Genomic DNA, 25611 nt, shown 5'->3' on the forward strand with positions numbered 1-25611 from the left:
TCTGCTACGTTTCGCAATCTTGCCTGCCATGCCCCGCATCTTCTATAAAGAGCGGATGGCGTGGCCAATCCGGAATTGCGGCAATGATGCCGAAGGTCAGTCGCCGGCGCCAGGCCGGCTGCGACTCGAAAGGGGTAACCATTATGTCGAAAAATGAACCCGCTGTTCAGAACGACTTTGCCGACTTCAAGCCCTACCAGCCGGGCGATGATGAAGAATACATGAACCAGGAGCAGCTGGAGCATTTCCGGAAGATCCTGCTCGGCTGGAAACAGGAACTGATGGAGGAAGTGGACCGCACGGTGCACCACCTCCAGGAGGACGCCGAGAACTACGCGGACCCGAGCGACCGCGCCACCCAGGAGGAGGAATTCAGCCTGGAACTGCGCACCCGTGACCGTGAACGCAAGCTGATCCGCAAGATCGACAAGACGATCGACCGGATCGACAAGGACGATTACGGCTTCTGCGATCAGTGCGGTGTGGAGATCGGCATTCGCCGGCTGGAGGCGCGCCCGACCGCAACCCTGTGCATCGACTGCAAGACCCTGGCCGAGATCCGGGAAAAGCAGACCGGCGTCTGACCCGTTTCTGGCGTCCTGATGGCCTACCGCGGCCGTTTTGCCCCATCGCCGACAGGGCCCCTCCACTTCGGCTCGCTGGTCGCGGCACTGGCGAGCTGGCTGGATGCCCGTGCGCATGATGGCACCTGGCTGGTCCGTATCGAGGACATTGACCCGCTGCGCGAGGCGCCCGGCGCCACACAGCGCATTCTGGACGCCCTTGCAGCCCACCGGCTGATCCCCGATGAAGCCCCCTGGCTCCAGTCCCAGCGCAGCGGGGCCTATAACGCCGCCCTGACCCGCCTCCGAGAGGCGGGCAGACTCTACCCATGTCCCTGCTCCCGCAGTGAACTCAAAACCCATGGTGGCCAGCACCCCAGGCACTGTCGCGAGCAACCGGACTGGCGCCAGCCAGAGCCCTTCGCCCTGCGTTTTCCGGTGGAAGCGTGTAACGGGCACTGGTATGACCGTGTGCTCGGCGAACAGCCCATACGACTGGAACGGGAGAAAGACGATGTGGTGCTGCGGCGCAAGGAAGGGTTTTACGCCTATCATCTGGCCGTAGTAGTGGATGACATAGCCCAGGGCATCAACCAGGTGGTCCGTGGGCAGGACCTGGCCGACCTCACTCCAACCCACCTCTGCCTCTATGAGGCGCTGGAGGAGGCCCCGCCAGCCTACCTGCACTTCCCGGTGGTCTGCAACGAAAAGGGTCAGAAGCTGAGCAAACAGGCGGGCGCCTCGGCCATCGACGCCGCCACGGCACCACGGAACATCAGCCAGGCCCTCACTGCCCTGGCTCACCGCCCGCCCCCCGACCTTAATGGGGCACCCGTGGATAACCAACTGGAGTGGGCCGTCAGCCACTGGAACCCGGAAAGGCTCCAGAGGGCATAACCATGTACATCTATCGCCTGGTCTTCCTGCTGGTACTGGCTATCTACATCTTCTCGCCCGACATCATGGACTGGTGGGTGGCGCCCGGCAGCGCCTGGTACCAGCCGTTCGGCATCTGGCTGGCCCTAATCGCACTCGCCTTCTGGCTCGATCACCGGAGGGACGGCGATGAGCTTTAGCGTGCCCCTGCTGCTGCTGATCAGCGCCCTCTACCTGGCGGTGCTGTTCGCCATTGCCCATGCCACGGACCGTAACTGGCTGCCCCGGCGCTGGACCCATCACCCGCTGGTATACGTACTGAGCCTGGGCGTCTATGCCGGTGCCTGGGCGGTTTTCGGGGCCGTCGGCATGGCCTACAGCTTCGGCTACGGGTACCTGGCCTACTACCTGGGGCTGTGCGGCGCCTTTCTGCTTGCCCCCGTGCTGCTGCACCCGATACTCAGGCTGGCGCGTGACTACCAGCTCAGCTCACTCGCGGATCTGTTCACCTTCCGGTACCGCTCCCAGTGGGCGGGTACACTGGTAACACTGTGTTCCGGCATCGCCATCCTCTCCCTGCTCAGCCTCCAGATGCAGGCCATGGCCGGCGCCATCCAGACCCTGGCGCCCGATGCCAGCCGCTGGTTCAGCGCCACCCTCTTCGCGGTTCTGGCAGCGGTGTTCACGGCGCTCTTCGGCGCCCGCCGCAGCCAGGGCGTGGAGCGCAACGAGGGGCTGGTGATGGCCATGGCCTTCGAGGCACTGGTCAAGCTGCTCGCCCTGGGCAGCATCGCCGCCATTCTGCTGTTCAGCGTTTTCAACGGGCCGACAGGCCTGGAAACCTGGCTCCAGGGCCAGACCCACCAAGTCAGCGCCCTCGAACGCCGCCTCAGTGACGGCAACTGGCGCGCCCTGCTGCTGATCTCCTTTGCCGCGGCCCTGGTCATGCCGCACATGTTCCACATGACCTTCACCCAGAACCCCAGCCCCCGTGCCCTGGCACGCGCCAGCTGGGGGCTGCCGCTGTACCTGCTGCTCCTGGCCCTGCCCATTCCCATTATCCTCTGGAGCGCACGTGCCCTCGAGGTCCCCGGCAGCCCGGACCTTTTCGCGGTCAGCCTGGGCCTGGTTCTGGAATCGCCGCTGCTGGCAACACTCGCCTACCTGGCGGGCCTTTCCGCCGCCAGTGCGCTGACGATCGTGCTGACCCTGGCGCTTTCCGGCATGCTCCTCAATCATCTGGTGCTGCCCCTGCGCTCACCCCCGGAAAACCGCAGTATCTACACCTGGCTCCAGAGCGTGCGCCGTCTCCTGATCGTGGCGATCATCCTGGCAGCGCTGCTCTTCCACGCCCTGGTTGGCCGCCATCTGGCGCTGGACAGCCTGGGCCTGATGGCCCTGACCGGCGTGCTCCAGCTCCTGCCCGGGGTCCTCGCCGTCATCTACTGGCCGGAAGGCAACCGCAAGGGGGTGATCAGCGGCATCATCGCGGGCATGCTGGTCTGGTTCGCGGGGCTGGTACTGCCGTTCACCACCGGCGTTACCCCCGGGGACTGGCTGGGCATCCATCTGATGCAGCCCTCGAATATCGACAGCTGGCACGTGCCCACCTTCCTCGCATTGAGCGTCAACGTCGTGGTGTTCGCGCTGACCTCCATGCTCACCAGCACCAGCAACGGTGAGGCCCGCGCCGCAGAGTCCTGCAGCATCGGGGCCATGGCACGCCCGCCACGGCGGGAGCTGGAAGCCACCTCCTCGGAGGAGTTCAAGTCCCAGCTCACGGTCCCCCTGGGCACCGAAGTGGCCACCCGTGAAGTGGAACGGGCCCTGGACCAGCTGGAACTGCCGGCCTCCGAGAACAGGCCCTACCCGCTGCGCCGGCTGCGCGACCAACTGGAAGTCAATCTCTCCGGGTTGCTCGGGCCAGCCATTGCCCAGGACATCGTCCAGCGCCATCTCGGCTTCAAGCCCCAGACCGGTTCCCAGGAACCGCAGCACGACATCCAGTTCGTGGAAGTCGCCCTGGAAGACTACAAGAGCCGGCTGACCGGTCTCGCTGCCGAGCTGGACAGCCTGCGCCGCCATTACCGCCAGATCCTGCAGAACCTTCCGATCGCTGCCTGCTCGCTGGGCAGCGACCACGAGATCCTGATGTGGAACCACGCCATGGAGGCACTCACCGGCATTGCGGCGGACCGCACCGTGGGTGCCAGCCTGGAGGCGCTGCAGGAACCCTGGCGGGAGCTGCTTGGCAGCTTTCACCACAGCGAGGCACAGCACCAGCCCCGCCGCCAGGTGGATCTGGGCGGCCAACCGCACTGGTTCAACCTGCACCAGAGTGACATTGCCGGCCCGGGCCACCCAGAGGGCGGCACCGTCATCCTGGTGGAGGACCAGACCGAGACACGGCGGCTGGAGGAAGAACTGATCCACAGCGAACGGCTTGCCTCCGTGGGGCGACTGGCCGCCGGCGTGGCCCACGAAGTGGGTAATCCGGTAACAGGAATCGCCTGCCTGGCCCAGAACCTGAAACTGGAAACCGATGCGCCCGGCGTACTGGAGACGGCAGACGAGATCCTGAGCCAGACCAACCGGATATCAAGCATCCAGCAGTCACTGATGAACTTCGCACGCGCCGGCCAGGACGGTGTCAGCAATCCCCATGAACCGTTACGGATCCGGCGTTGCGTGGACGAAGCCACCCACCTGCTGTCACTGGCGGACCGGGAATCCCCCAGTCCCTACCGCAATCACTGCAGCAGCGAACTGATGATCGCCGGTGATGAACAGCGACTGGTCCAGGTCTTCGTCAACCTGCTCTCTAACGCCCGGGACGCCGCGCCCGAAGGCACCGAGATCCCGGTAGAGGCCCGCTGGGTGGACGGTACCGTCGAGGTACGCGTCACCGATGAGGGCGAGGGCATCGCCAGCAGCGATCTGGATCACATCTTCGATCCCTTCTACACCACCAAGGGGCCGGATCGTGGCACCGGGCTCGGGCTCTCTCTTGTCTACAGCATCGTGGAGGAACATCATGGCACCATCAGCGTCGAGAGCCCGGCCAGCGCGAAAACGGGGCGCGGAACCCGGTTCGTGCTGCGTTTTCCCGAAGCCCACCCGACGAACGAGACAACGGATCAGCCATCATGAGTCGCATACTCATTGTTGAGGACGAAGCGGTTATCCGCTCGGCCCTGGAAAAACTGCTGACCCACAACGGCTATGAGGTTGAGGGGGCGGAATCCATTGCGGACGCAACGGCACGGTTCGACCTCAACCACTTTCACCTGATCATCACGGACCTGCGTCTGCCGGGCGAACCGGGCACTGACCTGATCCACCGGGCACCCGATGTACCCGTGCTCATCATGACCAGCTATGCCAGCCTGCGCTCGGCGGTGGATGCCATGAAACTCGGTGCCGTGGATTACATCGCCAAACCCTTCGATCATGGCGAAATGCTCCAATGCGTGGAGCGGATCCTGGCGCAGCAGCCCGAACCGGAAAACACGCCGGGTCCGGAGAAGGGCAATGGCTCGAGCACCGATCCCTCGCACTTCATGTACGGCGACTGTCCGGCGATGCAGCGCGTTTTCCATCTGCTCCGCAAGGTAGCGCCCACCGACACCACAGTGCTGATCATCGGCGAATCCGGCACCGGCAAGGAACTCGCAGCCCAGGCTCTGCACAACCTGAACCGCCGGGCGCCCTGGAAGCTCATCTCCGTCAACTGCGCCGCCATTCCCGAAGCCCTGATCGAATCCGAGCTTTTCGGCCACGAGAAGGGTGCCTTCACCGGCGCCGTCTCGGCCCGTACGGGCCTCATCGAAGCCGCGGACGGCGGCACCCTGTTTCTCGATGAAATCGGTGAACTGCCCGCAGAAGCCCAGGCCCGGCTTCTGCGTGTGCTTCAGGAGGGCGAGATCCGGCGCGTTGGCTCCACCCAAAGCCGTAAGGTGGACGTCCGGATGGTGGCCGCCACCCACCGCAACCTCAAAGCCATGACCCGCACTGGTGAATTCCGGGAGGACCTGTTCTACCGCCTCAATGTCATGCAGGTCCGGCTGCCACCGCTGCGCGACCGGGAAGAGGACATACTGGGGCTGGCCAAACGCTTTCTGGAGCAGATCGGCGGCCGCATGGCTCACCGCGGTTACACCTTCTCGCCGGAAGCCATGCAGCTCATCAAGCGTTACCGCTGGCCCGGCAACGTCCGTGAGATGGAGAACGCCATTGAGCGCGCCGTAATACTGGCGGACGGCGATGTCATCACTCCGGAGCTTCTGGACCTGGATGCCGAGGACGAGGAACCCACCATCTCCACCGGGCTGGTGGGTGCAGGTCAGCCCGCGGAGCCCCGAGGCCGGGAGGAGGAGGCACCCTCGGATCTATCCCTTGAGGACTACTTCCAGCACTTCGTGCTCGAGAACCAGGACCGTATGAGCGAAACCGAGCTGGCCCAGAAACTGGGAATCAGCCGCAAATCCTTGTGGGAGCGGCGCCAGCGACTGGGGATTCCACGCAAAAAATCCGGCGCGCCGGGTTCCAGTGCCAGCCATTGACGCCGTGCACACTACTGTTACCCGCTGTTACCGCTCGAAACACTGACCCGCAGAACACAAAATGTGAGTAACAATTCATATCTTTAAATTACCCCCTTTTCAGACCTTACCCCTTCGTAACTCCCTGTCTCGTAAAGGGCCAATGATTCTGGCACAGCACCTGCTTAATTCACCCGAAACAAGAAAAAGCGCCCAACAAAAACAAGAACGCGCACTCACAAGGCAGCGGTCCAACAACAAAAACAAGCTGCCCCAAGGGCTAAAAAACAATAATGAACGCCCTTCGAACTGAGTGTTTTGGCAGCCGAGCTTTTTAGCGGCCATTCCGCTCTCTGTTGCAAAAACGTTCCGTTCGTCGAAAACAGTCGAGCGTCGACAACAAAAACAACAATGCACGCCGAATAACAACGAAAACACTTTCTGACTGACCCCTGTTTCGGGGCCGCCTTCGGGCGGCCCCGTTTTGATTCAGGCCTCCGGACTCGCGCCAGACCGCTTGAATCGTTACACTCGCGCTTTCGGGTCAGACAGAATCAGCAAGAGACTCCATGGCGAGACGTTTTCTGGAACGGGTACAGAACTGGCTGAGCCAGCTCGGCGGGCAGAACGGGACCGCTCCCCATGAACCCCGCATCATTTCGCGCGACGAACACAACATCTCACGCCAGAACATCAGCGAATCCGCCAAGAAGGTGCTGCACCGGCTGAATCGCTCCGGGCACGAAGCCTATCTGGTCGGTGGTGGTGTGCGTGACCTGCTCCTGGACGGTCACCCCAAGGATTTCGACATCGCCACCAGCGCCACCCCCGAGGAGGTGCACGAGCTGTTCCGCAACTCGCGCCTGATCGGCCGGCGCTTCAAGCTGGTCCATGTGCTCTTCGGGCGCGAGGTCATCGAGGTGACCACCTTCCGCGGCTCGCCCAAGGACGCGGATAACGACCCACACATGGATGTGAACGACCAGGGCCGGCTGCTGCGCGACAACGTCTACGGCACCCGCGAAGAGGACGCGCTCCGGCGCGACTTCACGGTCAATGCGCTCTATTACGACATCCGGGATTTCACCGTCCACGATTACGCCGGCGGCGTGAAGGACCTGCACAACCGCCAGCTGCGGCTGATCGGTGACCCGGTGACCCGCTACCAGGAAGACCCTGTGCGCATGCTCCGGGCAGTGCGTTTCGCCGCCAAGCTGGATTTCACCATCGCCGAGGATACCGCCCAGCCGATCCGGGAGATGAGCCACCTGCTGGAGGACATACCGCCGGCGCGGCTGTTCGAGGAAGTGCTCAAGCTCTTCACCGCCGGCCAGGGCGAGACCACCTACGAGATGCTGAAGCGCTTTGACCTGTTCGCACCCCTGTTCCCGGAATCCGCCAGGGCCATCGCCGAGGGCGAACCGGACGGCGTAATCCAGGAAGCACTGGCCAGCACCGACCGCCGGGTCCGCCAGAACAAGCCCATAACCCCCTACTTCCTGTATGCGGCACTGCTGTGGCCGGCACTGCAGCAGGCCTGGCGCCAGGAGGAGGCGGAAACCGACCAGCCGCCCTACCAGGCCCTGCAGCAGGCGGCCGGTGAGACCATCCAGAACCAGACCCAGGCCACCGCCATTCCCAAGCGCTTCAGCACCCCGATGCGCGAGATCTGGGAGCTGCAGCTGCGGCTGGACAAGCGCAGTGGCAAGCGTGCGGACAGACTGCTGGAGCATCCCCGTTTCCGGGCTGCCTATGACTTCCTGCTGGTGCGCGAAGCCGCCGGCGAGGACACTCAGGGCCTGGGCGCCTGGTGGACGGAATACCAGGACGCCGATGCCGACCGGCGCCGCGAAATGCTCCGCGCCCTGGGCGGCGGCGGCAAGAAACGCAGTGGCCGCAAGCGCCGCAAGCCCGCGCGGAACGACTCATGAGCGTAACCGCCTGGATCGGGCTTGGCAGCAACCTGGAGAGCCCACTGCAGCAGCTGCACCTGGCGCTGGAAGCACTGCACCAGCTGCCGGAAACCACCCTGGCGGACGCCTCGCCCATCTACCGCAGCAGCCCGGTCGGTCCCTCCGATCAACCGGATTTCCTCAACATGGCGGCCAGGCTCGAGACCGACCTGGACGCTACAACACTGCTGAAGCAACTGCTGCGCATCGAGGACGCCCAGGGCCGGGTCCGTACCCGCGCTTGGGGCCCCAGGGTGCTGGACCTCGACCTTCTGCTCTATGGCCGCGAGACCATCGCCCAGCCGGAGCTCACCGTACCCCACCCCGAGATCCCCAACAGGGATTTCGTCCTGCGCCCGCTGCTGGATCTGGACCCGGATCTCACCCTGCCCGATGATCGACGCATTGAGGATCTGCTCCGCGAATGCCCGGATAACGGCCTGACCCCCGTCACGCTTGCCTGAACACAGAGCCGGCTTTACCCTTGGCGGGATCCAAAACGGAATCGGGAGCCGCTCATGAGCATCACCATCCAGTCGCTGCGGGACTATCGCGCGAACGGGCAGAAATTCAGCTGCCTGACCGCCTATGACGCCACCTTTGCAGGCCTGCTCAGCGACTGCGGCATTGATGTTCAGCTGGTGGGCGATTCCCTGGGCATGGTGCTGCAGGGCCGTGAGAGCACGGTACCCGTGAGCATGGAAGACATGGTCTACCACACCGAATGCGTGGCGCGTGCGCAGCCCGAATCCCTGGTCATGACCGATCTCCCCTTCATGAGCTACGCCACCACCGAACAGTGCCTGCACAACGCCGCCCGCCTGATGCAGGCGGGGGCCCAGATGGTGAAGATCGAGGGCACTGACTGGATGGCCGAAAGCGTGCACCAGCTGACCGAGCGTGGCGTGCCCGTCTGCGCCCACCTGGGCCTGACCCCCCAGTTCATCAACAAGCTGGGCGGTTACCGGGTGCAGGGCAAGGGTGCTGAAGCGGCTGAACGCATGGTCGCCCACGCCCGGCGGCTGGTCGAGGCCGGGGCGGACGTGATACTGCTCGAGTGCGTAACGTCCTCACTGGGCACGCGCATCACCCGCGAGGTGGGCGTACCGGTGATCGGCATTGGCGCCGGGCCCGATACCGACGGCCAGGTGCTGGTCCTGCAGGACATCCTTGGCATCAGCCGTGGCCACAAGCCCCGCTTCGTGAAGGACTTCCTGAAGGAAGGCGGTTCCGTGGAAGGCGCTGTGCGCGCCTATGATCAGGCCGTCAAGAACGGCGAATTCCCCGACAGCAAACACAGTTTCAGCGGATGAAGACCGTCCATACCGTCTCCGACCTCAGAGCCGAACTCAAGCCGCACCGTGACGCTGGCGCACGCATCGCGCTGGTACCCACCATGGGCAACCTGCACCCCGGCCATCTGGCCCTGGTGGAGGAAGCCCGCCAGCAGGCGGACATTGTGGTCACCAGCATCTTCGTGAACCCGCTGCAGTTCGGGCCCAACGAGGATCTCGACAGCTACCCGCGCACGCTCGCGGAGGACCAGGAAAAGCTTGAATCCCGGGGCAACGACCTGGTGTTCGCGCCCAATGTGCGCGAGTTCTACCCCAACGGCATCGAGTACCACACCCACATCACCGTGCCGGTGATCACGGAACTGCACTGCGGCGCCAGTCGCCCCGGGCACTTCACCGGCGTCGCCACCGTGGTCACGCTGCTGTTCAACATGGTCCAGCCGGACCTGGCGGTCTTCGGCGAGAAGGATTTCCAGCAGCTGGCAGTGATCCGCAAGCTCACGCGCGACCTTTCTCTGCCCATCGAGATCCTGGGCGTACCCACCTTCCGCGAACCGGACGGGCTGGCCATGAGCTCGCGCAACAACTACCTGAGTGAAAGCGATCGCACGCGTGCCGTGCGCCTGTACCAGATGCTGTGCTGGGCCCGGGACGCCATCCAGGAGGGCCGTCGCGACTACAGCACGCTCTCCGATGAAGCCATCCGGACCCTAGACAGCGAAGGCTTTCATCCGGACTATTTCAACATCGTCAACACCGAGACCCTGGAGCCGGCGGACCGCAAGGACTCCCGGATCACCATTCTCGCCGCCGCCTGGCTGGGGCAGACACGACTGATCGACAACCTCAGCCTGACCCTGGATAACAACTGACACGCTCAGGGAGATGAGCCAGTGACCATTCCATACCCGCCGCCGCTCACGGACACACCCGAGTGGTCCGCGCTCATGAACCACCGCCCGCAGCTGGACGGCCTGCCGCTGCGGGAACTCTTTGAGCGGGATCCCCAGCGCTACCCCCGCATGACGCTCCAGGCCGCCGGCCTCACCTTGGACTATTCCCGTAACCGCGTAACCGACCAGACGCTGGGCCTTCTCACGGCCCTGGCCCGGGCACGCGGTCTGCCCGAACGGGTGGAGGCCCTGTTCCGCGGTGAACGGCTGAACACCACGGAAGACCGGCCAGCCCTGCACACGGCCCTGCGCCAGCACACGGATGAGCCCGTGCGTGTCGACGGCGACGACATCATGCCCGCAGTCAGCGACACCCTGGCGCGCATGGAAACCTTCACCAATGCCGTACGCAGCGGTGAACGGAAGGGCATGGGCGGTGAGCCCATAACGGATGTGGTGAGCATCGGCATTGGCGGTTCCTACCTGGGGCCACTGACGGCCACCGAAGCCCTGACGCCCTTCCAGTCCGAGCGCCCGCGCTGCCACTACGTGGCCAACGTGGACGGCAGCGACATTTGGGAAACACTCAGGAGCCTGAACCCCGCAACCACGCTTTTCCTGGTCCAGTCCAAGTCCTTCACCACACAGGAAACACTGGCCAATGCCCGTGTGGCACGCCAATGGTTCCTGAATGGCGGCGGCACCGAAGCCACGGTCCAGCACCATTTCGCCGCCGTTACCGCCAATGCGGACCGTGCCCGGGAATTCGGCATCGCCGGTGACAGCATCTTTCCCATGTGGGATTGGGTCGGCGGGCGCTATTCCCTGTGGTCAGCCATTGGCCTCCCTTTGGCACTGGCGGTGGGCATGCCGCGATTCCGGGAGCTGCTGGTCGGCGCCCATGCCATGGACCAGCACTTCCGGAAGGCGCCCCCCGAACAGAACATGCCCATGCTCATGGGTCTTCTGGGGCTGTGGTACATGCACGGCTTCGGCGCGGAATCCCAGGCCGTGATTCCCTACGACCACTACCTGCGCCACCTGCCGGAGCATCTGCAGCAGCTGGACATGGAAAGCAACGGCAAGCGCGTGTGCCATGACGGCAGCCCGGTCAGCCACCATACCGGCCCCGTCATCTGGGGCGGCCCCGGGGTCAACGGCCAGCACGCCTACCACCAGCTGCTCCACCAGGGCACGCGGCTGGTACCGGTGGACTTCATACTGCCGCTGACCAGCCACAACCCCGTGTATGGCCATCACGCCATGCTCACGGCCAACTGCCTGGCCCAGGCCCGGGCCCTCATGCTTGGGCGGACGGAACAGGAGGTCTACGCGGCGATGATCGCGGAAGGCATGGCGGACGACGAAGCCCGGCGCCTGGCACCGCACCGGGCCATTCCCGGCAACCGCCCCAGCAACCTCCTCACCATGGAACAACTTGAGCCGGCCACGCTGGGAGCCCTGATCGCGCTTTACGAGCACCGGACCTTTGTCCAAGCGGCCATCTGGCACATCAACCCGTTTGATCAGTGGGGTGTTGAACTGGGGAAGGAAATCGGGGGACAGATCCTGCCCGCCCTGAAGGGTGAGCCGGATGCCGGCATGGCGCTCGACAGCGCCACCGCCGGCCAGATCGCCCGCTTCCGGGCGGCGCAGGGCAGCGATTCAGGCGCGGGGTGAGATCCGCTGGCCCTGCCAGTGGAATTCGATGGGCCAGAGACGCTGGTCCCGCTCGTACGCCTGCCACAGGTCCGCGTAGCGCTCACCGCTGACCAGATGCCGTTCATCCGGGGCGATCTCGGCCAGGGGCTGGAGCACAAAGGCGTTGCTCAGAATTTCGGAACGGGGTAGCTCCACGCCATCGATGGTGCCCACCAGATCCCCGTAGGTAAGCACATCCAGGTCCAGGGTCCGAGAACTGAAGCGGGGCCGGTTCCGCTCACGGCCATTGTCGTCCTCGACCTGCTTGAGCCATTCCGCCAGCGGCCCAACGGGTTCATCGGTATCCAGGGCCACCACCAGGTTCAGAAAGTTCTCACCCTCAAAGCCAACCGCTTCACTCTCATAGACGGAAGAGATGACCAGCTCGCCGAAACGGGCTGAAAGCGCATCCAGCGCAGCGCGGACGTTCACCACGGTGTTCTGGTTGGAGCCGATACTGATGTAGACCCGATTCATTGACCTTCTCCACGTTCCACCACCACGCCCACGGCTTCAGCCCCCAGAACGGCGCCCGGCTTGCGCAGCACAATGCGCCGGTAGCCGACACCGAAATCATCCGCAAGCAGGGCCGCGAGCTGCTCCGCCGCTGTTTCAAGCAGGCGGAACCGCCCTTCCCTCAGGCACCGCGCCACGGCTTCGGACACCGCCGCGTAATCCAGGGCCAGTGTCAGGTCGTCCCCGGCAGCCGGCGCGCGATTATCCCAGTGGAGGTCCAGATCCACAAGCAGACGCTGGGTCACCGCCCGCTCCCAGTCCAGGACGCCGATCACAGCCTCAACGGCCAGCCGCTCAATGAAAACGCTATCCATTCCAACTCCCGGGTTGATCCATTATCCTGAAGGTCCGATTACGGTTCAGGGCCTTCGATGGAACTGCTGTTTGCACTCTTGCTCTGCGCACTGGGCTATCTCAGTGGCTCGATCCTGTTCGCGCCCCTGGTATGCCAGCTGCTCAATGCACCACCGCCCCACCTCTATGGTTCCCGCAACCCCGGCGCCGCCAATGTATACCGCATCGCCGGCCCCGGGCCTGCCGCGCTCACGCTGTTGGGCGACGCCCTCAAAGGGTGGGCACCAGTTGCCCTCGCCCAGTACCTGGATGCGACCCCCGCCACTCAGGCGGCGGTCGCACTGGCCGCTATCGCCGGGCACATGTTGCCGGCCTTCTCGCGCTTCCGGGGCGGCAAAGGTGTTGCCACCACCCTGGGCACGGGCCTGGCGCTGGCCGCTAGTACTATTCTCGCCATGGCACTTATCTGGCTGCTTGTCTTCCGGCAGTGGCGCATCGCCTCCCTGGCATCCATCGTCGCCGCCGGCAGCGGCCCCGTTATCGCGTACCTGCTCAACCCGCCCCATACAGGGCTCTTCCTGATCATTGCCCTGGTTCTGTTCGTCCGCCACCGTGACAACCTGGTGCGACTGGCACAGGGCAGCGAAAGCCACCTCTGAGGTTCATGCCGTCTGGCGCAGCCCCTCGAGGCGGACCTCATCCAGCCCGGGCAGCTCGGTCAGGGGCCAGCGTGGCACGGCCAGCATCTCCGTACCGTCCCGCTGTCCGGCGACCAGCCGCTGGTGGCCGGCGTAGGCAATCATGGCACCATTGTCCGTGCAGAAGTCCAGGCGCGGGAAGAACAGCTCCGCCTGATGACTCGCCTCAAGCGCCGTCAGCCGCTCACGCAGCGCCCGGTTGGCACCGACGCCACCTGCCACCACCAGGCGCCGCACCCCGGTCTGCTCCATGGCCCGGCGGCACTTGATCGCCAGCGTATCCACCACGGCCTGCTCAAAGGCCAGCGCCACATCCGCGCGCAGGGTCTCGTCCGCACCCTCAGGGCCTGCTTCGTCACGCAGGGTGTTGCGGGTGTAGGTCTTGAGGCCACTGAAACTGAAATCCAGGCCGGGCTTGCTGGTCATCGGGCGCGGAAAGCGGAAGCGCCCCGGGGTTCCGGAAAGCGCCATCTTCGCCACTGCCGGCCCACCGGGGTAGCCCAGCCCCAGCATGCGCGCTGCCTTGTCGAACGCCTCCCCGGCCGCGTCATCCACGGATTCACCCAGCAGCTCATAGCGCCCGAGCGCTTCCACCTTTACCAGCTGGGTATGCCCACCGGAGACCAGAAGGGCTATAAAGGGGAACGCCGGCGCCCGCTCCTCCAGCATGGGGGCCAGCAGATGCCCTTCCATGTGGTGGACGCCAAGCACCGGCACATCCAGCCCGCGCGCCAGGCCGTGGGCAAAGGTGCTGCCCACCAGCAGCGCGCCGATCAGTCCGGGGCCGGCGGTGTAGGCAATGGCGTCGATGCCCTCGCGGCCACAGCCGGCCTCATCCAGGACGCGCTCACACAGCGGCAACAACCGACGGATGTGATCCCGGGAGGCCAGTTCCGGCACCACGCCCCCGTAGGCGGCATGCGCCGCCACCTGACTGTGCAGGGCATGGGCCACCAGACCGTCATTGCTGTCGTAGAGGGCAATGCCGGTTTCGTCGCAGGAGGTTTCTATACCGAGTACGCGCATGATCACCGCTTCCTGAAGAACGCGCACAGTGTACCAGAGCGCAAAGCCACACCCTCTCTTTACAGCACCGGATTGAATGCGTAGACTTGCGGATCCTGAAAAGGCAGTGCCTTTAGAGCATCAATCTGACAACGGATTTTAAGGTAGGTGATTTCGCATGCCCGCTGTGAAAGTGAGAGATAACGAACCGTTTGACGTGGCGCTTCGCCGCTTCAAGCGCTCCTGTGAGAAAGCGGGGGTTCTTTCCGAAGTGCGTCGTCGTGAGCACTATGAGAAGCCCACCGAGGTGCGCAAGCGCAAGCGAGCCGCGGCGGTGAAGCGTCATCTCAAAAAGCTGCAGCGTGAACAGAAGCGCTTCGAGCGCTATTACTGATCACCCGGACGCCCGCCTCGAGCGGGCGTTCCTGCTTTGGGGACCGGAACCATGGCCGGCATGATCCCCCAGACCTTCATTGAGACCCTGCGCGACCGGGTCGATCTGGCCGAGATCATCGGCCAGCGCATCCCCCTGAAGAAATCCGGCGGCAACTACAAAGCCTGCTGCCCGTTCCACGATGAACGCACGCCGTCCTTCAATGTCCGCCCTGACAAGGGTTTCTACCACTGTTTCGGCTGCGGCGCGCACGGCGATGCCATTGCGTTCCTGCAGGAATACGAGAACCAGAGCTTTACCGAAGCCGTCGAGGCGCTGGCCACGCACCTGGGGCTAGAAGTGCCCTACGACCAGGCAACCCGTGAAACCATGAAGCGCAGCCAGAGCCTGACCGGCGCCCTGGAGGAAGCCACCCGTTTCTACCGCAAGGCCCTGCGGGAGCATCCCTGGAGCAGCCTGGCACGGGATTACCTGGCCAGCCGCGGCGTCAGCGAGGACATGATCGAGCGCTTCGCTCTTGGGTTCGCGCCGCCGGAAGGGGACGCCCTCGCCAAACGGGTGAATGGTGAAACCCGCAGCGCCCTTCTTACGGTCAAGGCCCTGAACGAGCGCAACGGCCAGGTCCGGGATCTCTTCCGCAACCGGCTGATGTTCCCCATCCGCAATACGCGGGGCCGCACCGTGGCCTTTGGCGGGCGCACACTGGGTGATGACAAGGCCAAGTACATCAACTCCCCGGAATCCGAGGTCTACCATAAAAGCCGTGAGATCTACGGGCTTTACGAGGCCCGCCAGGCCTCGCGCCAGCTGGATTCACTTCTGGTGGTGGAAGGCTACATGGACGTCATCGCCCTGGCGCAGATGGGCATCGACAATGCGGTGGCGGCTTCAGGCACGGCCACCAACGAGGAGAGCCTCCAGACCCTGCTGCGCGCCTCGCACCACCTGATCTTCTGTTTTGACGGGGACACGGCCGGCTATCGCGCCGCGGACAGGGCCATGGAAAACCTTCTCGCCATGCTCGAGGATGGCATGCACATCCAGTTCCTGATGCTGCCGGAAGGCGAGGATCCGGATTCGCTGGTGCGTACCGAGGGCGGTGAGGCGTTCAGCCGGCGCATGGAGGCAGCTACACCGCTATCCCGCATGCTGTTCGAACGCCAGGGTGAAGGCCTGGACCTGAGCCTGGCCGAACACCGGGGGGAACTGCGCAGCCGCGTGGAACCCATGCTCCGCCGCATGCCCCGTTCCGCCATCCGGGATGCGCTCTGGGAAGAGCTCCAGCGCCTGACACGGCGCTCGCCCGGCGGCCGTGGCGACAGGCGCGGCAAAAGCACCGATCAGCCCCACCATTTGAAAACGCAGCATGCCAGCCAGCCGGCCATGGCCCTGGACCGGGACACCCTCCTGGCCCTGGCGCTCTATTACGAGCCGCCGCTGGCCAACGAGGTGACGGCCGTACCGCAAGCTGCCAGCCACTATCCGTCCGCCCATGCATTCGCGCAATGGATCCTGGAAAGCGGGATTGAGTCGCGCAGTGCCCTGCTGGCGGAAATGGCCTTTTCAGTCACAGCGCGGGAGCGCTTCGCGGGGCTGTTCAACCGTATTGAGCACTTCCCGGAACACGAACCATTGCTTGCGGATGCGCGGCATATGCTCGGGCGTGCGCGCTCCCGCCAGCAGGCCCGGCAGGCGAGCGAGATCCTGGCCGGCCGCAAGCCCAGCGAGCTTACCGAAGAAGAACGCCAGGAGCTCCAGCGCCTGCGCGAGGACCGCCTGCGGGATACACACTGACACCGGACATTGAAATCCAGGTGTGTCGTCCCCAGATTAACCGAGCAGCTGGTGGCCGAAGTGACAGCCGATAGCGGAATCCACTGACTGGCAGAACGGATGAGTCGTGGCTATAATGCTCGATTCATCTTGCCCCAGACAATACCGAGCCCAAAGGGTGACTATGTCAGCCAATACCCAGAAATCGCGATTGAAGGACCTCATTGCTCGTGGCAAGGAGCAGGGGTACCTGACTTACGCCGAAGTCAATGACCACCTGCCCGAGGATATCGCTGATCCGGATCAGGTGGAAGACATCATCCAGATGATCAATGACATGGGCATCCAGGTGACCGAAGAAGCCCCGGATGCCGACGACCTTCTGATCACGGATGGTGATTCCTCCGCGGACGAAGCCGCGGCCGCCGAAGCCGCAGCCGCCCTGGCCGCCGTGGAGAGCGATGCCGGTCGCACCACCGACCCGGTTCGCATGTACATGCGCGAGATGGGCTCCGTTGAACTGCTCACCCGCGAGGGCGAGATCGTCATCGCCAAGCGCATCGAGGAAGGCATCCGCGATGTGATGGCCGCGGTCGCCCACTTCCCGGGCACCGTTGCCGCAGTGATCAACAACTACGACAACATCGTCGAGAACGAAGGCCGCATCAGCGACCTGGTTTCCGGCTACCTTGATCCCGAAGGCGAGGAACCCGAATTCCCCGCAGCCGCCACCGCCGAATCCACCTCCGAAACGGCGGAAAGCGCGGACGGCGATACCGAGGAAGACGAAGAGGACGAAGCCGAAGAGAGTTCCGACGGCGGTCCGGATCCGGAGGAAACCCGCCAGCGTTTTGACATGCTGCGGGACCGCCTGAACACCGCCATGGACGCCGTCACCAAGCACGGCCGCTCCAGCGAAGAGGCCCAGAAGGCACTGGAAGAGCTCGGCCGTGTCTTCGCGCCCTTCAAGCTGAGCAACCGCCATTTCGATGAGATGGTCAACGTCGTGCGCTCCACCAACGACATGGTGCGCCAGCACGAGCGCAGCGTCATGGCAATCTGCGTCCAGGAATGCGGTATGCCGCGCCGGGAGTTCATCAAGCAGTTCCCGGGTAACGAGACCAACCTCAACTGGGCCGAGGAGCTGGCCAACAGCGATCGCAAGTACGCCAGTGCCGTCGGTGAGCGCGCCAACGACATCGTGCGCCTGCAGAAGAAGATCGCCAACGTCGAGGAAGGCGTGGGCCTGGATGTCAGCGACATCAAGGAGATCAACCGCCGCGTTTCCATCGGCGAGGCCAAGGCACGCCGGGCCAAGAAGGAAATGGTCGAGGCCAACCTGCGCCTGGTGATCTCGATTGCGAAGAAGTACACCAACCGTGGCCTGCAGTTCCTGGACCTGATCCAGGAAGGCAACATCGGCCTGATGAAGGCGGTGGACAAGTTCGAGTACCGGCGCGGCTACAAGTTCTCGACCTACGCCACCTGGTGGATCCGCCAGGCCATCACCCGCTCCATCGCGGACCAGGCGCGAACCATCCGCATCCCGGTCCACATGATCGAGACCATCAACAAGCTCAACCGCGTTTCCCGCCAGATGCTGCAGGAAATGGGCCGCGAGCCGACCCCGGAAGAGCTTGGCGAGCGCATGGACATGCCCGAGGACAAGATCCGCAAGGTGCTCAAGATCGCCAAGGAGCCGATCTCCATGGAGACCCCCATCGGCGACGACGAAGACTCGCACCTGGGCGACTTCATCGAAGACATCCTGGCGCTCTCGCCGGTGGATTCTGCAACAGCCGAAGGCCTGAGCGAAGCCACGAAAGGCGTGCTCTCCGGGCTGACCGCGCGTGAAGCCAAGGTGCTGCGCATGCGCTTCGGCATCGAAATGAACACCGACCACACCCTCGAGGAAGTCGGCAAGCAGTTCGATGTGACCCGCGAGCGCATCCGCCAGATCGAAGCCAAGGCACTGCGCAAGCTGCGCCACCCCTCCCGCTCCGATCACCTGCGCAGCTTCATCGACGAAGGCTGACCCGGGTGGCGGGCGCCGGCCGCTCCGGCTAGAATGGCGCCCGCACCTCCCCTTTCCGGGCCTGTAGCTCAGTTGGTCAGAGCAGAGAACTCATAATTCTTTGGTCGCTGGTTCGAGTCCAGCCAGGCCCACCATTTGAAAGCCTTGAGTACGGGGGCAACCAGCATGCCTGAAGAATTTGCTCCATACCTGGCCGGAATTCAAGATGCTGAGCGAGACTGATTGAAATTAAAATCTTACTCGCTAGTGCCCCATTTTATCTCTTAGAGCTTTAGCTCTGCAGGCATAACCGACCTTAGTGGCTTGAGATCTTCAGCCCCCCTGGGACATTACAGATGGGCCTGTGTCGGGTGCTGAGCGGGAGAAAGAACAGAACACAATTCTGACAAAAACGCAGGATGTTAAGGGGATTACAAATGACCAAGGTCGGAAGCCGACTCCCGACTCCGACCTATAGACATCCAGTTTCTTAAACAGACTATTGCCCTCAGCCCAAGTCTCACAGGCCCGTTACACTAAACGGACAGGTACTTGGCCATGGTAGCCTCACTGAGATCCTCTCCCCGCATCTCGTCAACCAGGTTGCCACGGTCCATGACAAGCACCCTATCCGACACATCCATTGCAAAGCTAAGAACCTGTTCAGAAAACAGGATGCTGATGTTCCGAACCTGCCGGATTTCGCGCAAAGTTTTCGCCATATCTTTAATAATCGAGGGCTGAATTCCTTCCGTAGGCTCATCCAACAACAGAACGTCCGGCTCAGCCGCAAGCGCCCGTGCTATCGCTAATTGCTGCTGTTGCCCACCAGACAGGTTCCCTGCCCGACGTTTACGCATCTCTTGGAGCACAGGGAACAACGAATAGATATCGTCGGGGACCTTCTTCTGCCCAGTAGCTTCCAACCCCGTCCGAATGTTCTCCTCAACTGTTAACGTTGCGAAGACCTGTCTCCCTTGGGGCACGTACGCAAGTCCGGACGCCACGCGCCGGTATGGCTGTTCGCCAGTTAATTTGACACCCCCCATTTGGATATCCCCGGACCATGACGGCAACAACCCAATGAGTGCTTTGAACAGGGTCGTCTTGCCCATCCCATTACGTCCCATAACGCCAAGGATTTCACCCTTGCCGAGTTCGAGATTGATATCGTGCACCACCTGGCTCAGACCGTAACCGATGGATAGATCATTCACTTTCAGCATGAGTATGTCCTCGTTCAGTGGCCCAGATACCGCTCGATGACGCGCTCGTCGTTCTTGACCCGATCAATATTCCCTTCGGCCAAAACTTTCCCCTGATCCAGAACCGTAACCTTGCTGGCAATCTGTTCCACGAATTTCATGTCGTGTTCGATAATGAGCACAGAACGGTCTTGGCTGATGCGGTTCAGAAGCTCTGCCGTTTGCTGGCGCTCTGCTTGGCTCATACCCGCAACAGGCTCATCAAGCATGAGCAGTTGCGGGTCCTGAATCAGCAGCATCGCGATCTCCAGCCACTGCTTCTGCCCATGACTGAGCAATCCGGCGAGATCCTCCAAGCGATCCCCCAAGCCGACCATGTCGGCAGTAGCCTGAATGCGTTCTTCCACCTCCGATGTGCGCCGGAAGAACAACGATCCGATCACATTGCGACCTTTCGGATAGGTCAGTTCCAGGTTCTCAAAAACGCTGAGGCTTTCATAAATTGAAGGTGCCTGAAACTTTCGTCCCACACCGGCATGCACAATCTGATTCTCTGTCATGCCCCGCAGCTGTTTGTCTCGAAAGAGAATCGACCCTCCCGTAGCGCGAGTCTTTCCGCAAACGAGGTCCAGCAGGGCCGTCTTGCCCGCCCCATTCGGGCCAATGATCACGCGCAACTCACCTTCATTCAGATAAAGATTGATGCCATCAACCGCTCGAAAGCCGTCAAATGAAACGGCAAGGTCTTCTATACTCAGTAAGAGCTGTGCATTGGCAACCATTACCGGATCCCTCCCAAAATACGTTTAGCCCGGACAAGGAAACCTTCCTCTCGACCGTGTAAACTCCGCTTGTCTGCATGCTCCTCAACCGCCGCATCGGATTGACTGCTCCCGAAGTGAGCAAGCGCATAATCCCTGGTAAGCTCGTAAAGCCCTGCGAGACCTTTAGGGAAAGCTAGAACGACTACGAGCAGTATCAGCCCGAAGAGGATCGTCCACAGCTGCGGAAACAGATCAGACAGGTACATCTCCGCTGTCTTGATCAACAACGCCCCAAACGCCGCTCCAAGCAGGGAGAAACGCCCCCCCACCGCGCACAGCACTACCAACTCAACAGACAGTCCGATCCCAACCTGGGATGGCGATATGAAGCTTGCCTGTAGGGCATACATGGCACCGCCGATTGCGGAAAAAACAGCCGCCACCATGAACACGAAGATTTTGAAATCTTCCACGCTGTAGCCGGAAAAACGGACACGGTTTTCCTCATCGCGGACGGCAATCAGCACCCGTCCCGCACGGCTGCTCAGTATCCATTGCCCCAACAATATGCATCCAAGCAGAAGGAAGACGCAGATGTAGTAGATGACGTAGCGCGCACTGTCGGTGGTGATGTCCCATCCCAACAGGGTCTGGAAGTCAGTAATACCGTTTGCGCCCCCGGTATACCCCTGCTGGCCCACAATCAGAATACTCATCGCGGCCGCAAGCGAAAGCGTCACAATCGCAAAGTAGACGCCACTGACCCGCCGTTTGAACAACGCATAGCCAAATACATACGCCACAGCTGCGGGAATGAGCAATAGAGCTGCAAGGGTAAAGCTGAAGCTGTTGAAGGGCTCCCACCACCAGGGAAGTGCGGTAAGTTGGTTCCAGTCCATAAAGTCGGGAATCCCCGGAGTAGATTGCCTAGCGGTAGCTTCGGGGGTCGAAGCTTCAAGTTTCAGGAACATCGCCATGGCGTAGCCGCCAAGTCCAAAGAACACCCCTTGCCCAAGGCTCAGCATACCCCCGTACCCCCAGCACATCACCAGGCCGATGGCGACAAACGCCAACGCAAGATACCGGCCGAGCAGATTCAGGAAGTACCCATTAAAAGCCAGCGGCAAGACCACCAGCAGGAGCGCCGCGAATACCCCCAAGCAAATCAACCACTCCAAGCGGCCACCGAGAAGTCGCAGAATTGTCGTCATGATACCTCCTCTCATTGCCGCACTTTCAGGGTGAACAGTCCCTGCGGGCGCAGCATGATAATGCCGATCACCACCATCAGAGTAAGCACCTTGGCCATGGACCCGGTTATGAAGAACTCAAGGATCGACTGCGCCTGAGCTATGGAGAACGCTGATGCCACCGTTCCAAGCAGACTCGCCGCGCCACCAAGAACCACTACAAGAAATGTGTCGACCAGGTACTGCGCACCTGCAGTCGGCGTGGTTGCACTGATCGTGGTAAACGCGGAACCCGCTATGCCTGCCAGACCGCAACCAAGCGCAAACGTATTGCGATCCACCTTGGCGGTATTGATTCCAACAGCGTTGGCCATGGCCCGGTTCTGGGTTGTGGAGCGTACTCGCATCCCCCATCGCGCCCTGTAGAGCAGAATCGAAACAATCACTGTCATCGCGATCGCGATGCACATCACGAACAGATCCGACCGGGAGAGGAAAAGCATCTGTGACAGTTGAATACTGCCCTGCAGCCAGTCCGGTGCATCAGCACTTACACCGCGCCCCCCAAAAATGGAACGAAAGATCTGCTGCATGATCAAGCCTACCGCCCAGGTCGCCAGCAATGTATCCAAAGGCCTTTTATAGAGATGGCGGACCAGTCCGTATTCGAGTAAGTACCCCACTCCAAACGCGACCAGGAACGACAGCACAATGGCCACAGGGAAGTAATACGAAAAAAGCCCGGGTGCATAGGATTCGAACATTGTGGCGACAACGTAGGTGGCGTACGACCCGAGAGTAAGAAACTCTCCATGCGCCATGTTAATGACTCCCATCTGGCCAAATATGATGGCGAGCCCAAGTGCCATAAGCAGGAATACACCGAAGAGACTAAGCCCCGCGATCCCCTGCATGGCCATGATGGTGGCAATTTCCGACGTGGTGTAACCGCCCATAATGCACCTCTTTGATGGTGGGATGGCGGAGGTCGCAAATAACGACCTCCGACGTCGTCACGGTTATTCCATTTCGTCCGGATCGATATCGACGTCTTCAGGGAAGGGGTCGGGTTCGATCAAGTCGGACTCATAAACCACTTCCGCGGTCCCATCCGACTGCCATTGACCAATCCGCAGTTTGCTCCACAGATGTTGGTTCTCTTCGTGCACCCGGACGTAGCCTTCTGGCACATCATCAAACTCCATGCCACGCGCAGCCTCACGCACCTTGTCCACGTCGAAAGATTCAGCCTTCTCCACAGCACGCTTCCAGATCCAGGGCCCCAGGTAGGCCGCCTGGGTAACATCGCCAATGACACTGTCTTCGCCATGCATTTCCTTGAACTCCTCAACGAATTCCTTGTTGTGAGGGTTATCCAGACTCTGGAAATATTTCATGGCCGAGTAATGGCCCTCGACATTCTCAGCGCCAATCGCCTTGACCTCGTCTTCCGTCACAGAGTTCGTCAACACGGTCTGGTTGTCGGCGTTGATCCCGGCACTATTCAGCTGGGACCAGAAAGACACATTGCTGTCGCCAGCGATAATGCTGTAGACCACATCGGGGTTCTTCAGCCGGATCTGATTGATAGCGGATCGAAAATTGGTGTGCCCCAGAGGGAAGTACTGCTCGGCAACGACCTTGGCACCGAGCTCATTCTCGATGTGATGCCGGGCAATGGCGTGAGATGTACGCGGCCAAATGTAATCCGAGCCAATAAGATAATAGGTGTCGGCATTCTCTTTTTCATGAACCCAGTTCAGTCCAGCAATGATTTGCTGGGTAGCTTCCTGCCCTTGGTAGAACACATTAGGTGAAGCCTCCAGGCCTTCGTAGAAGGTGGGGTAATACAGCAGCCCGTTGTTTTCTTCGAAAACTGGTAATACAGCCTTCCGCGAGGCCGAGGTCCAGCATCCGAAAACGGCCGCCACATCATCACTTTCCAAGAGACTGGATGCCCTTTCAGCGAACGTCGGCCAGTCACTTGCACCGTCTTCGACCTCAGTTTCAATCTGACGACCCAGAACGCCGCCCGACTCGTTGATCTGGCGAATGGCAAGCTGCTCGGCCTCGACTGAGCCGGTTTCACTGATAGCCATCGTGCCCGTGAGAGAATGTAGGATGCCAACCTCGACAGTGTCGTCGGTGACGGCAAGGCCAGTCGTGTTGACTTCATCCGTGGGGTACTCTTCGTTGGCACCGACGGATGAAGCACCCGCCCCCGCAAGAGCGGCGATTGTTAGGGCCGCAATACTTTTGCGCCAATTGGAATGTTGCATGGAATGCTCCTTATCGTTGGCAAATGATGCGCTACGACAAAGAGCAACGGTCATGCCACAGGGACCACCGAGATCCGTTAAAGTTGAACCAAACAAGACCAAAAACACTGCAAGACAGAAGGTTAGCTACAGTCGAGTGCCACTACCGGAGAGCATTCAGCTCCGCTCCCTGTCAATGGAGCACAGTAGTGGTTTCTGACAATGTCACTTTGTCAGCCGTAACAATCCGACATTGTCACTGACATTGCTTGACGCCGAGGGCTTGGCATTGTGAGTACGCCCCTTCTTACGGGGGGTTCCTGTCAGCCGCATAGCTGGCATAGATCCTGCCTCAGTGCGCTATAGGAACGTTAACCGAACCACCCCGGCGACATGGGAGTCGGTTTTCCCGAAGCGAAGGCGACCCAGAAGGAGCGCACCCAATGAGCGAAACCACTATTAAGATCGACCTGTCCAAGTCTCCTGGAGAGCACGACAACATCCATAACCGTTGGCATCCGGATATTCCAATGATCACTACGGTCGAGCCCGGGACCGAACTTACACTGGAGTGCATGGATTGGACGGGGGGCCAAGTCAGCAATAATGACAGTGCCGAAGACGTCCGAGATGTCGACCTCTCCGAGGTGCACTATCTCACTGGCCCCATTGGCGTTAAGGGTGCCGAACCCGGAGACCTTCTGGTCGTTGATATCCTCGACCTTGGAGCCTTCGAAAACGAGCAGTGGGGATTCAACGGTATGTTCGCCCAGGAAAATGGCGGCGGTTTCCTCACAGACCTTTATCCTGAGGCCCGAAAGTCCATCTGGGACTTTCACGGCATCTACGCTAATTCACGCCACGTCCCTGGCGTCAACTTCGCTGGCATCATGCATCCGGGACTTATCGGGTGCCTGCCCTCAAAAGAACTTCTGGAGGAGTGGAATCGTCGAGAGCAGGAACTGATCGACACGGATCCACACCGCGTTCCCGAATTGGCCACTGCCCCATATGCGCCAACTGCGCACATGGGACGCATGACTGGTGCCAAAGCCAAGGAAGCAGCAGCGGAAGCTGCTCGTACCGTACCCCCACGGGAGCATGGCGGTAACTGCGACATCAAGGATTTGACCAAAGGTTCTCGGGTGTTTTTCCCCGTCTACGTGCCGGAGGCAGGGCTCTCCATGGGGGACTTGCACTTCTCTCAAGGGGACGGGGAAATTACTTTCTGCGGCGCGATCGAAATGGCTGGCTGGATTCGTGTGCGAGTCAATCTTATTAAGGATGGTGTTCGCAAGTACGCTGTGCGCAACCCCATTTTTCAGCCAAGCACTCTGCAACCTGAGTACAAAAAACATCTGATCTTCGAAGGCATTTCGGTAACAGACTCCGGCAAACAACACTACCTCGACGCTCACCTAGCCTACCGACAGGCATGCGTTAATGCCATCGAGTATCTCAAGCAATTTGGTTACAGCGGTGCACAAGGGTACGCCATCCTTGGCACTGCACCAGTGCAGGGACATATCAGTGGCATCGTCGACATCCCCAACGCCTGTGCAACGTTGTTCCTGCCCACGGAGATCTTTGATTTCGACATCAACCCAACCACAGAGGGGCCCATCAAAATGGCACCTGCGGATGACATTCCGACAGCGCCCTGGAAAGGCTAAGGCAAA

General features: G+C 61.6%; 23 protein-coding genes and 1 tRNA gene. 16 read left to right on the forward strand and 8 right to left on the reverse strand.

The window, feature by feature from the left end:
• Nucleotides 1-143: 143 nt before the first annotated feature.
• The 10 genes from dksA to pgi all read left to right on the forward strand — a co-directional run bounded on the left by dksA (nucleotide 144) and on the right by pgi (nucleotide 11800).
• Nucleotides 144-584, forward strand: a complete 441-nt coding sequence (gene dksA, locus H4I92_RS03735; RefSeq protein WP_077529412.1) for an RNA polymerase-binding protein DksA — start codon at nucleotides 144-146, stop codon at nucleotides 582-584.
• Nucleotides 585-602: 18 nt separating this feature from the next.
• Nucleotides 603-1460: a tRNA glutamyl-Q(34) synthetase GluQRS gene (gene gluQRS / locus H4I92_RS03740; protein WP_077529321.1), complete on the forward strand. Its 858-nt coding sequence runs from the start codon at nucleotides 603-605 to the stop codon at nucleotides 1458-1460.
• Nucleotides 1461-1462: 2 nt separating this feature from the next.
• Nucleotides 1463-1639 carry a hypothetical protein gene (locus H4I92_RS03745; protein WP_179105618.1) on the forward strand — a complete coding sequence of 59 codons (177 nt, stop codon included), beginning with the start codon at nucleotides 1463-1465 and terminating at the stop codon, nucleotides 1637-1639.
• The gene (locus H4I92_RS03750) at nucleotides 1629-4589 is read left to right on the forward strand and encodes an ATP-binding protein (protein WP_077529322.1); all 2961 of its coding nucleotides are present in this window, start codon (nucleotides 1629-1631) and stop codon (nucleotides 4587-4589) included. Before H4I92_RS03745 ends, H4I92_RS03750 begins: the two co-directional genes overlap by 11 nt.
• On the forward strand, nucleotides 4586-6001 hold the full coding sequence (locus H4I92_RS03755; protein ID WP_077529323.1) for a sigma-54-dependent transcriptional regulator: 1416 nt from the start codon (nucleotides 4586-4588) through the stop codon (nucleotides 5999-6001). The genes H4I92_RS03750 and H4I92_RS03755 overlap by 4 nt, the downstream gene beginning before the upstream one ends.
• 548 nt (nucleotides 6002-6549) lie before the next feature.
• Nucleotides 6550-7911, forward strand: coding sequence for a polynucleotide adenylyltransferase PcnB (gene pcnB, locus H4I92_RS03760; RefSeq protein WP_077529324.1), 1362 nt, complete (start codon nucleotides 6550-6552; stop codon nucleotides 7909-7911).
• Nucleotides 7908-8396: a 2-amino-4-hydroxy-6-hydroxymethyldihydropteridine diphosphokinase gene (gene folK, locus H4I92_RS03765; RefSeq protein ID WP_077529325.1), complete on the forward strand. Its 489-nt coding sequence runs from the start codon at nucleotides 7908-7910 to the stop codon at nucleotides 8394-8396. Before pcnB ends, folK (H4I92_RS03765) begins: the two co-directional genes overlap by 4 nt.
• Before the next feature lie 54 nt (nucleotides 8397-8450).
• Nucleotides 8451-9245, forward strand: coding sequence for a 3-methyl-2-oxobutanoate hydroxymethyltransferase (panB, locus tag H4I92_RS03770; protein WP_077529326.1), 795 nt, complete (start codon nucleotides 8451-8453; stop codon nucleotides 9243-9245).
• Entirely contained in the window at nucleotides 9242-10099 is an 858-nt protein-coding gene (gene panC / locus H4I92_RS03775; RefSeq protein ID WP_077529327.1) for a pantoate--beta-alanine ligase, read from the forward strand. The genes panB and panC overlap by 4 nt, the downstream gene beginning before the upstream one ends.
• A gap of 21 nt (nucleotides 10100-10120) precedes the next feature.
• Nucleotides 10121-11800, forward strand: coding sequence for a glucose-6-phosphate isomerase (gene pgi, locus H4I92_RS03780; RefSeq protein WP_245800844.1), 1680 nt, complete (start codon nucleotides 10121-10123; stop codon nucleotides 11798-11800).
• Here the strand turns inward: pgi and folK (H4I92_RS03785) are convergent.
• Nucleotides 11786-12298 carry a 2-amino-4-hydroxy-6-hydroxymethyldihydropteridine diphosphokinase gene (gene folK / locus H4I92_RS03785; protein ID WP_077529328.1) on the reverse strand — a complete coding sequence of 171 codons (513 nt, stop codon included), beginning with the start codon at nucleotides 12296-12298 and terminating at the stop codon, nucleotides 11786-11788. The genes pgi and folK (H4I92_RS03785) overlap by 15 nt on opposite strands.
• Complete coding sequence (locus H4I92_RS03790) at nucleotides 12295-12651, reverse strand: dihydroneopterin aldolase (RefSeq protein ID WP_077529329.1); 357 nt, start codon at nucleotides 12649-12651, stop codon at nucleotides 12295-12297. The genes folK (H4I92_RS03785) and H4I92_RS03790 overlap by 4 nt, the downstream gene beginning before the upstream one ends.
• Nucleotides 12652-12708: 57 nt before the next feature.
• Here H4I92_RS03790 and plsY point away from each other — a divergent pair, with 57 nt between their 5' ends.
• A complete protein-coding gene (gene plsY / locus H4I92_RS03795; RefSeq protein WP_077529330.1) occupies nucleotides 12709-13290 on the forward strand; it encodes a glycerol-3-phosphate 1-O-acyltransferase PlsY in 582 nt (193 codons plus the stop codon).
• A 3-nt stretch (nucleotides 13291-13293) separates the two neighbouring features.
• On the opposite strand, the gene tsaD is transcribed toward plsY, so the two are convergent.
• Nucleotides 13294-14355 (reverse strand): tRNA (adenosine(37)-N6)-threonylcarbamoyltransferase complex transferase subunit TsaD, encoded by a 1062-nt coding sequence (gene tsaD, locus H4I92_RS03800; protein ID WP_077529331.1) that lies wholly within the window; start codon nucleotides 14353-14355, stop codon nucleotides 13294-13296.
• Nucleotides 14356-14512: 157 nt separating this feature from the next.
• Between tsaD and rpsU the strand changes: the two genes are divergently transcribed.
• The 4 genes from rpsU (at nucleotide 14513) to H4I92_RS03820 (ending at nucleotide 18670) form a co-directional block, all read left to right on the forward strand.
• Entirely contained in the window at nucleotides 14513-14728 is a 216-nt protein-coding gene (rpsU, locus tag H4I92_RS03805; protein ID WP_077529332.1) for a 30S ribosomal protein S21, read from the forward strand.
• 51 nt (nucleotides 14729-14779) lie between these two features.
• Complete coding sequence (gene dnaG / locus H4I92_RS03810) at nucleotides 14780-16522, forward strand: DNA primase (RefSeq protein ID WP_077529333.1); 1743 nt, start codon at nucleotides 14780-14782, stop codon at nucleotides 16520-16522.
• A gap of 115 nt (nucleotides 16523-16637) precedes the next feature.
• Nucleotides 16638-18536 carry an RNA polymerase sigma factor RpoD gene (gene rpoD, locus H4I92_RS03815; protein ID WP_262411489.1) on the forward strand — a complete coding sequence of 633 codons (1899 nt, stop codon included), beginning with the start codon at nucleotides 16638-16640 and terminating at the stop codon, nucleotides 18534-18536.
• Nucleotides 18537-18593: 57 nt separating this feature from the next.
• Nucleotides 18594-18670 (forward strand) — tRNA-Ile (locus H4I92_RS03820).
• Nucleotides 18671-19051: 381 nt separating this feature from the next.
• Here the strand turns inward: H4I92_RS03820 and urtE are convergent.
• The 5 genes from urtE to urtA form a co-directional block, all read right to left on the reverse strand.
• Nucleotides 19052-19741: an urea ABC transporter ATP-binding subunit UrtE gene (gene urtE, locus H4I92_RS03825; RefSeq protein WP_077529335.1), complete on the reverse strand. Its 690-nt coding sequence runs from the start codon at nucleotides 19739-19741 to the stop codon at nucleotides 19052-19054.
• A gap of 14 nt (nucleotides 19742-19755) precedes the next feature.
• Entirely contained in the window at nucleotides 19756-20502 is a 747-nt protein-coding gene (gene urtD / locus H4I92_RS03830) for an urea ABC transporter ATP-binding protein UrtD (RefSeq protein WP_077529336.1), read from the reverse strand.
• A complete protein-coding gene (gene urtC, locus H4I92_RS03835) occupies nucleotides 20502-21695 on the reverse strand; it encodes an urea ABC transporter permease subunit UrtC (RefSeq protein WP_077529337.1) in 1194 nt (397 codons plus the stop codon). Before urtC ends, urtD begins: the two co-directional genes overlap by 1 nt.
• 11 nt (nucleotides 21696-21706) lie before the next feature.
• Nucleotides 21707-22630, reverse strand: coding sequence for an urea ABC transporter permease subunit UrtB (urtB, locus tag H4I92_RS03840; protein WP_077529338.1), 924 nt, complete (start codon nucleotides 22628-22630; stop codon nucleotides 21707-21709).
• Nucleotides 22631-22693: 63 nt separating this feature from the next.
• Entirely contained in the window at nucleotides 22694-23953 is a 1260-nt protein-coding gene (gene urtA / locus H4I92_RS03845; protein WP_077529339.1) for an urea ABC transporter substrate-binding protein, read from the reverse strand.
• A gap of 422 nt (nucleotides 23954-24375) precedes the next feature.
• Between urtA and fmdA the strand changes: the two genes are divergently transcribed.
• A complete protein-coding gene (gene fmdA, locus H4I92_RS03850; protein ID WP_077529340.1) occupies nucleotides 24376-25605 on the forward strand; it encodes a formamidase in 1230 nt (409 codons plus the stop codon).
• Nucleotides 25606-25611 lie beyond the last annotated feature (6 nt).

This window comes from Vreelandella halophila (genome assembly GCF_019903425.1).
GTDB classification, from domain to species: Bacteria; Pseudomonadota; Gammaproteobacteria; order Pseudomonadales; family Oleiphilaceae; genus Halospina; species Halospina halophila.

Coding starts and splice junctions, on each gene's coding strand:
- H4I92_RS03755 (WP_077529323.1), top strand. CDS start 4,586: ATGAGTCGCATACTCATTGTTGAGGACGAAGCGGTTATCCGCTCGGCC.
- folK (WP_077529325.1), top strand. CDS start 7,908: ATGAGCGTAACCGCCTGGATCGGGCTTGGCAGCAACCTGGAGAGCCCA.
- fmdA (WP_077529340.1), top strand. CDS start 24,376: ATGAGCGAAACCACTATTAAGATCGACCTGTCCAAGTCTCCTGGAGAG.
- urtE (WP_077529335.1), bottom strand. CDS start 19,741: ATGCTGAAAGTGAATGATCTATCCATCGGTTACGGTCTGAGCCAGGTG.
- H4I92_RS03790 (WP_077529329.1), bottom strand. CDS start 12,651: ATGGATAGCGTTTTCATTGAGCGGCTGGCCGTTGAGGCTGTGATCGGC.
- H4I92_RS03745 (WP_179105618.1), top strand. CDS start 1,463: ATGTACATCTATCGCCTGGTCTTCCTGCTGGTACTGGCTATCTACATC.
- tsaD (WP_077529331.1), bottom strand. CDS start 14,355: ATGCGCGTACTCGGTATAGAAACCTCCTGCGACGAAACCGGCATTGCC.
- folK (WP_077529328.1), bottom strand. CDS start 12,298: ATGAATCGGGTCTACATCAGTATCGGCTCCAACCAGAACACCGTGGTG.
- dnaG (WP_077529333.1), top strand. CDS start 14,780: ATGGCCGGCATGATCCCCCAGACCTTCATTGAGACCCTGCGCGACCGG.
- dksA (WP_077529412.1), top strand. CDS start 144: ATGTCGAAAAATGAACCCGCTGTTCAGAACGACTTTGCCGACTTCAAG.
- plsY (WP_077529330.1), top strand. CDS start 12,709: ATGGAACTGCTGTTTGCACTCTTGCTCTGCGCACTGGGCTATCTCAGT.
- rpoD (WP_262411489.1), top strand. CDS start 16,638: ATGCTCGATTCATCTTGCCCCAGACAATACCGAGCCCAAAGGGTGACT.
- urtB (WP_077529338.1), bottom strand. CDS start 22,630: ATGGGCGGTTACACCACGTCGGAAATTGCCACCATCATGGCCATGCAG.
- H4I92_RS03750 (WP_077529322.1), top strand. CDS start 1,629: ATGAGCTTTAGCGTGCCCCTGCTGCTGCTGATCAGCGCCCTCTACCTG.
- rpsU (WP_077529332.1), top strand. CDS start 14,513: ATGCCCGCTGTGAAAGTGAGAGATAACGAACCGTTTGACGTGGCGCTT.
- panC (WP_077529327.1), top strand. CDS start 9,242: ATGAAGACCGTCCATACCGTCTCCGACCTCAGAGCCGAACTCAAGCCG.
- urtC (WP_077529337.1), bottom strand. CDS start 21,695: ATGACGACAATTCTGCGACTTCTCGGTGGCCGCTTGGAGTGGTTGATT.
- urtA (WP_077529339.1), bottom strand. CDS start 23,953: ATGCAACATTCCAATTGGCGCAAAAGTATTGCGGCCCTAACAATCGCC.
- urtD (WP_077529336.1), bottom strand. CDS start 20,502: ATGGTTGCCAATGCACAGCTCTTACTGAGTATAGAAGACCTTGCCGTT.
- panB (WP_077529326.1), top strand. CDS start 8,451: ATGAGCATCACCATCCAGTCGCTGCGGGACTATCGCGCGAACGGGCAG.
- gluQRS (WP_077529321.1), top strand. CDS start 603: ATGGCCTACCGCGGCCGTTTTGCCCCATCGCCGACAGGGCCCCTCCAC.
- pcnB (WP_077529324.1), top strand. CDS start 6,550: ATGGCGAGACGTTTTCTGGAACGGGTACAGAACTGGCTGAGCCAGCTC.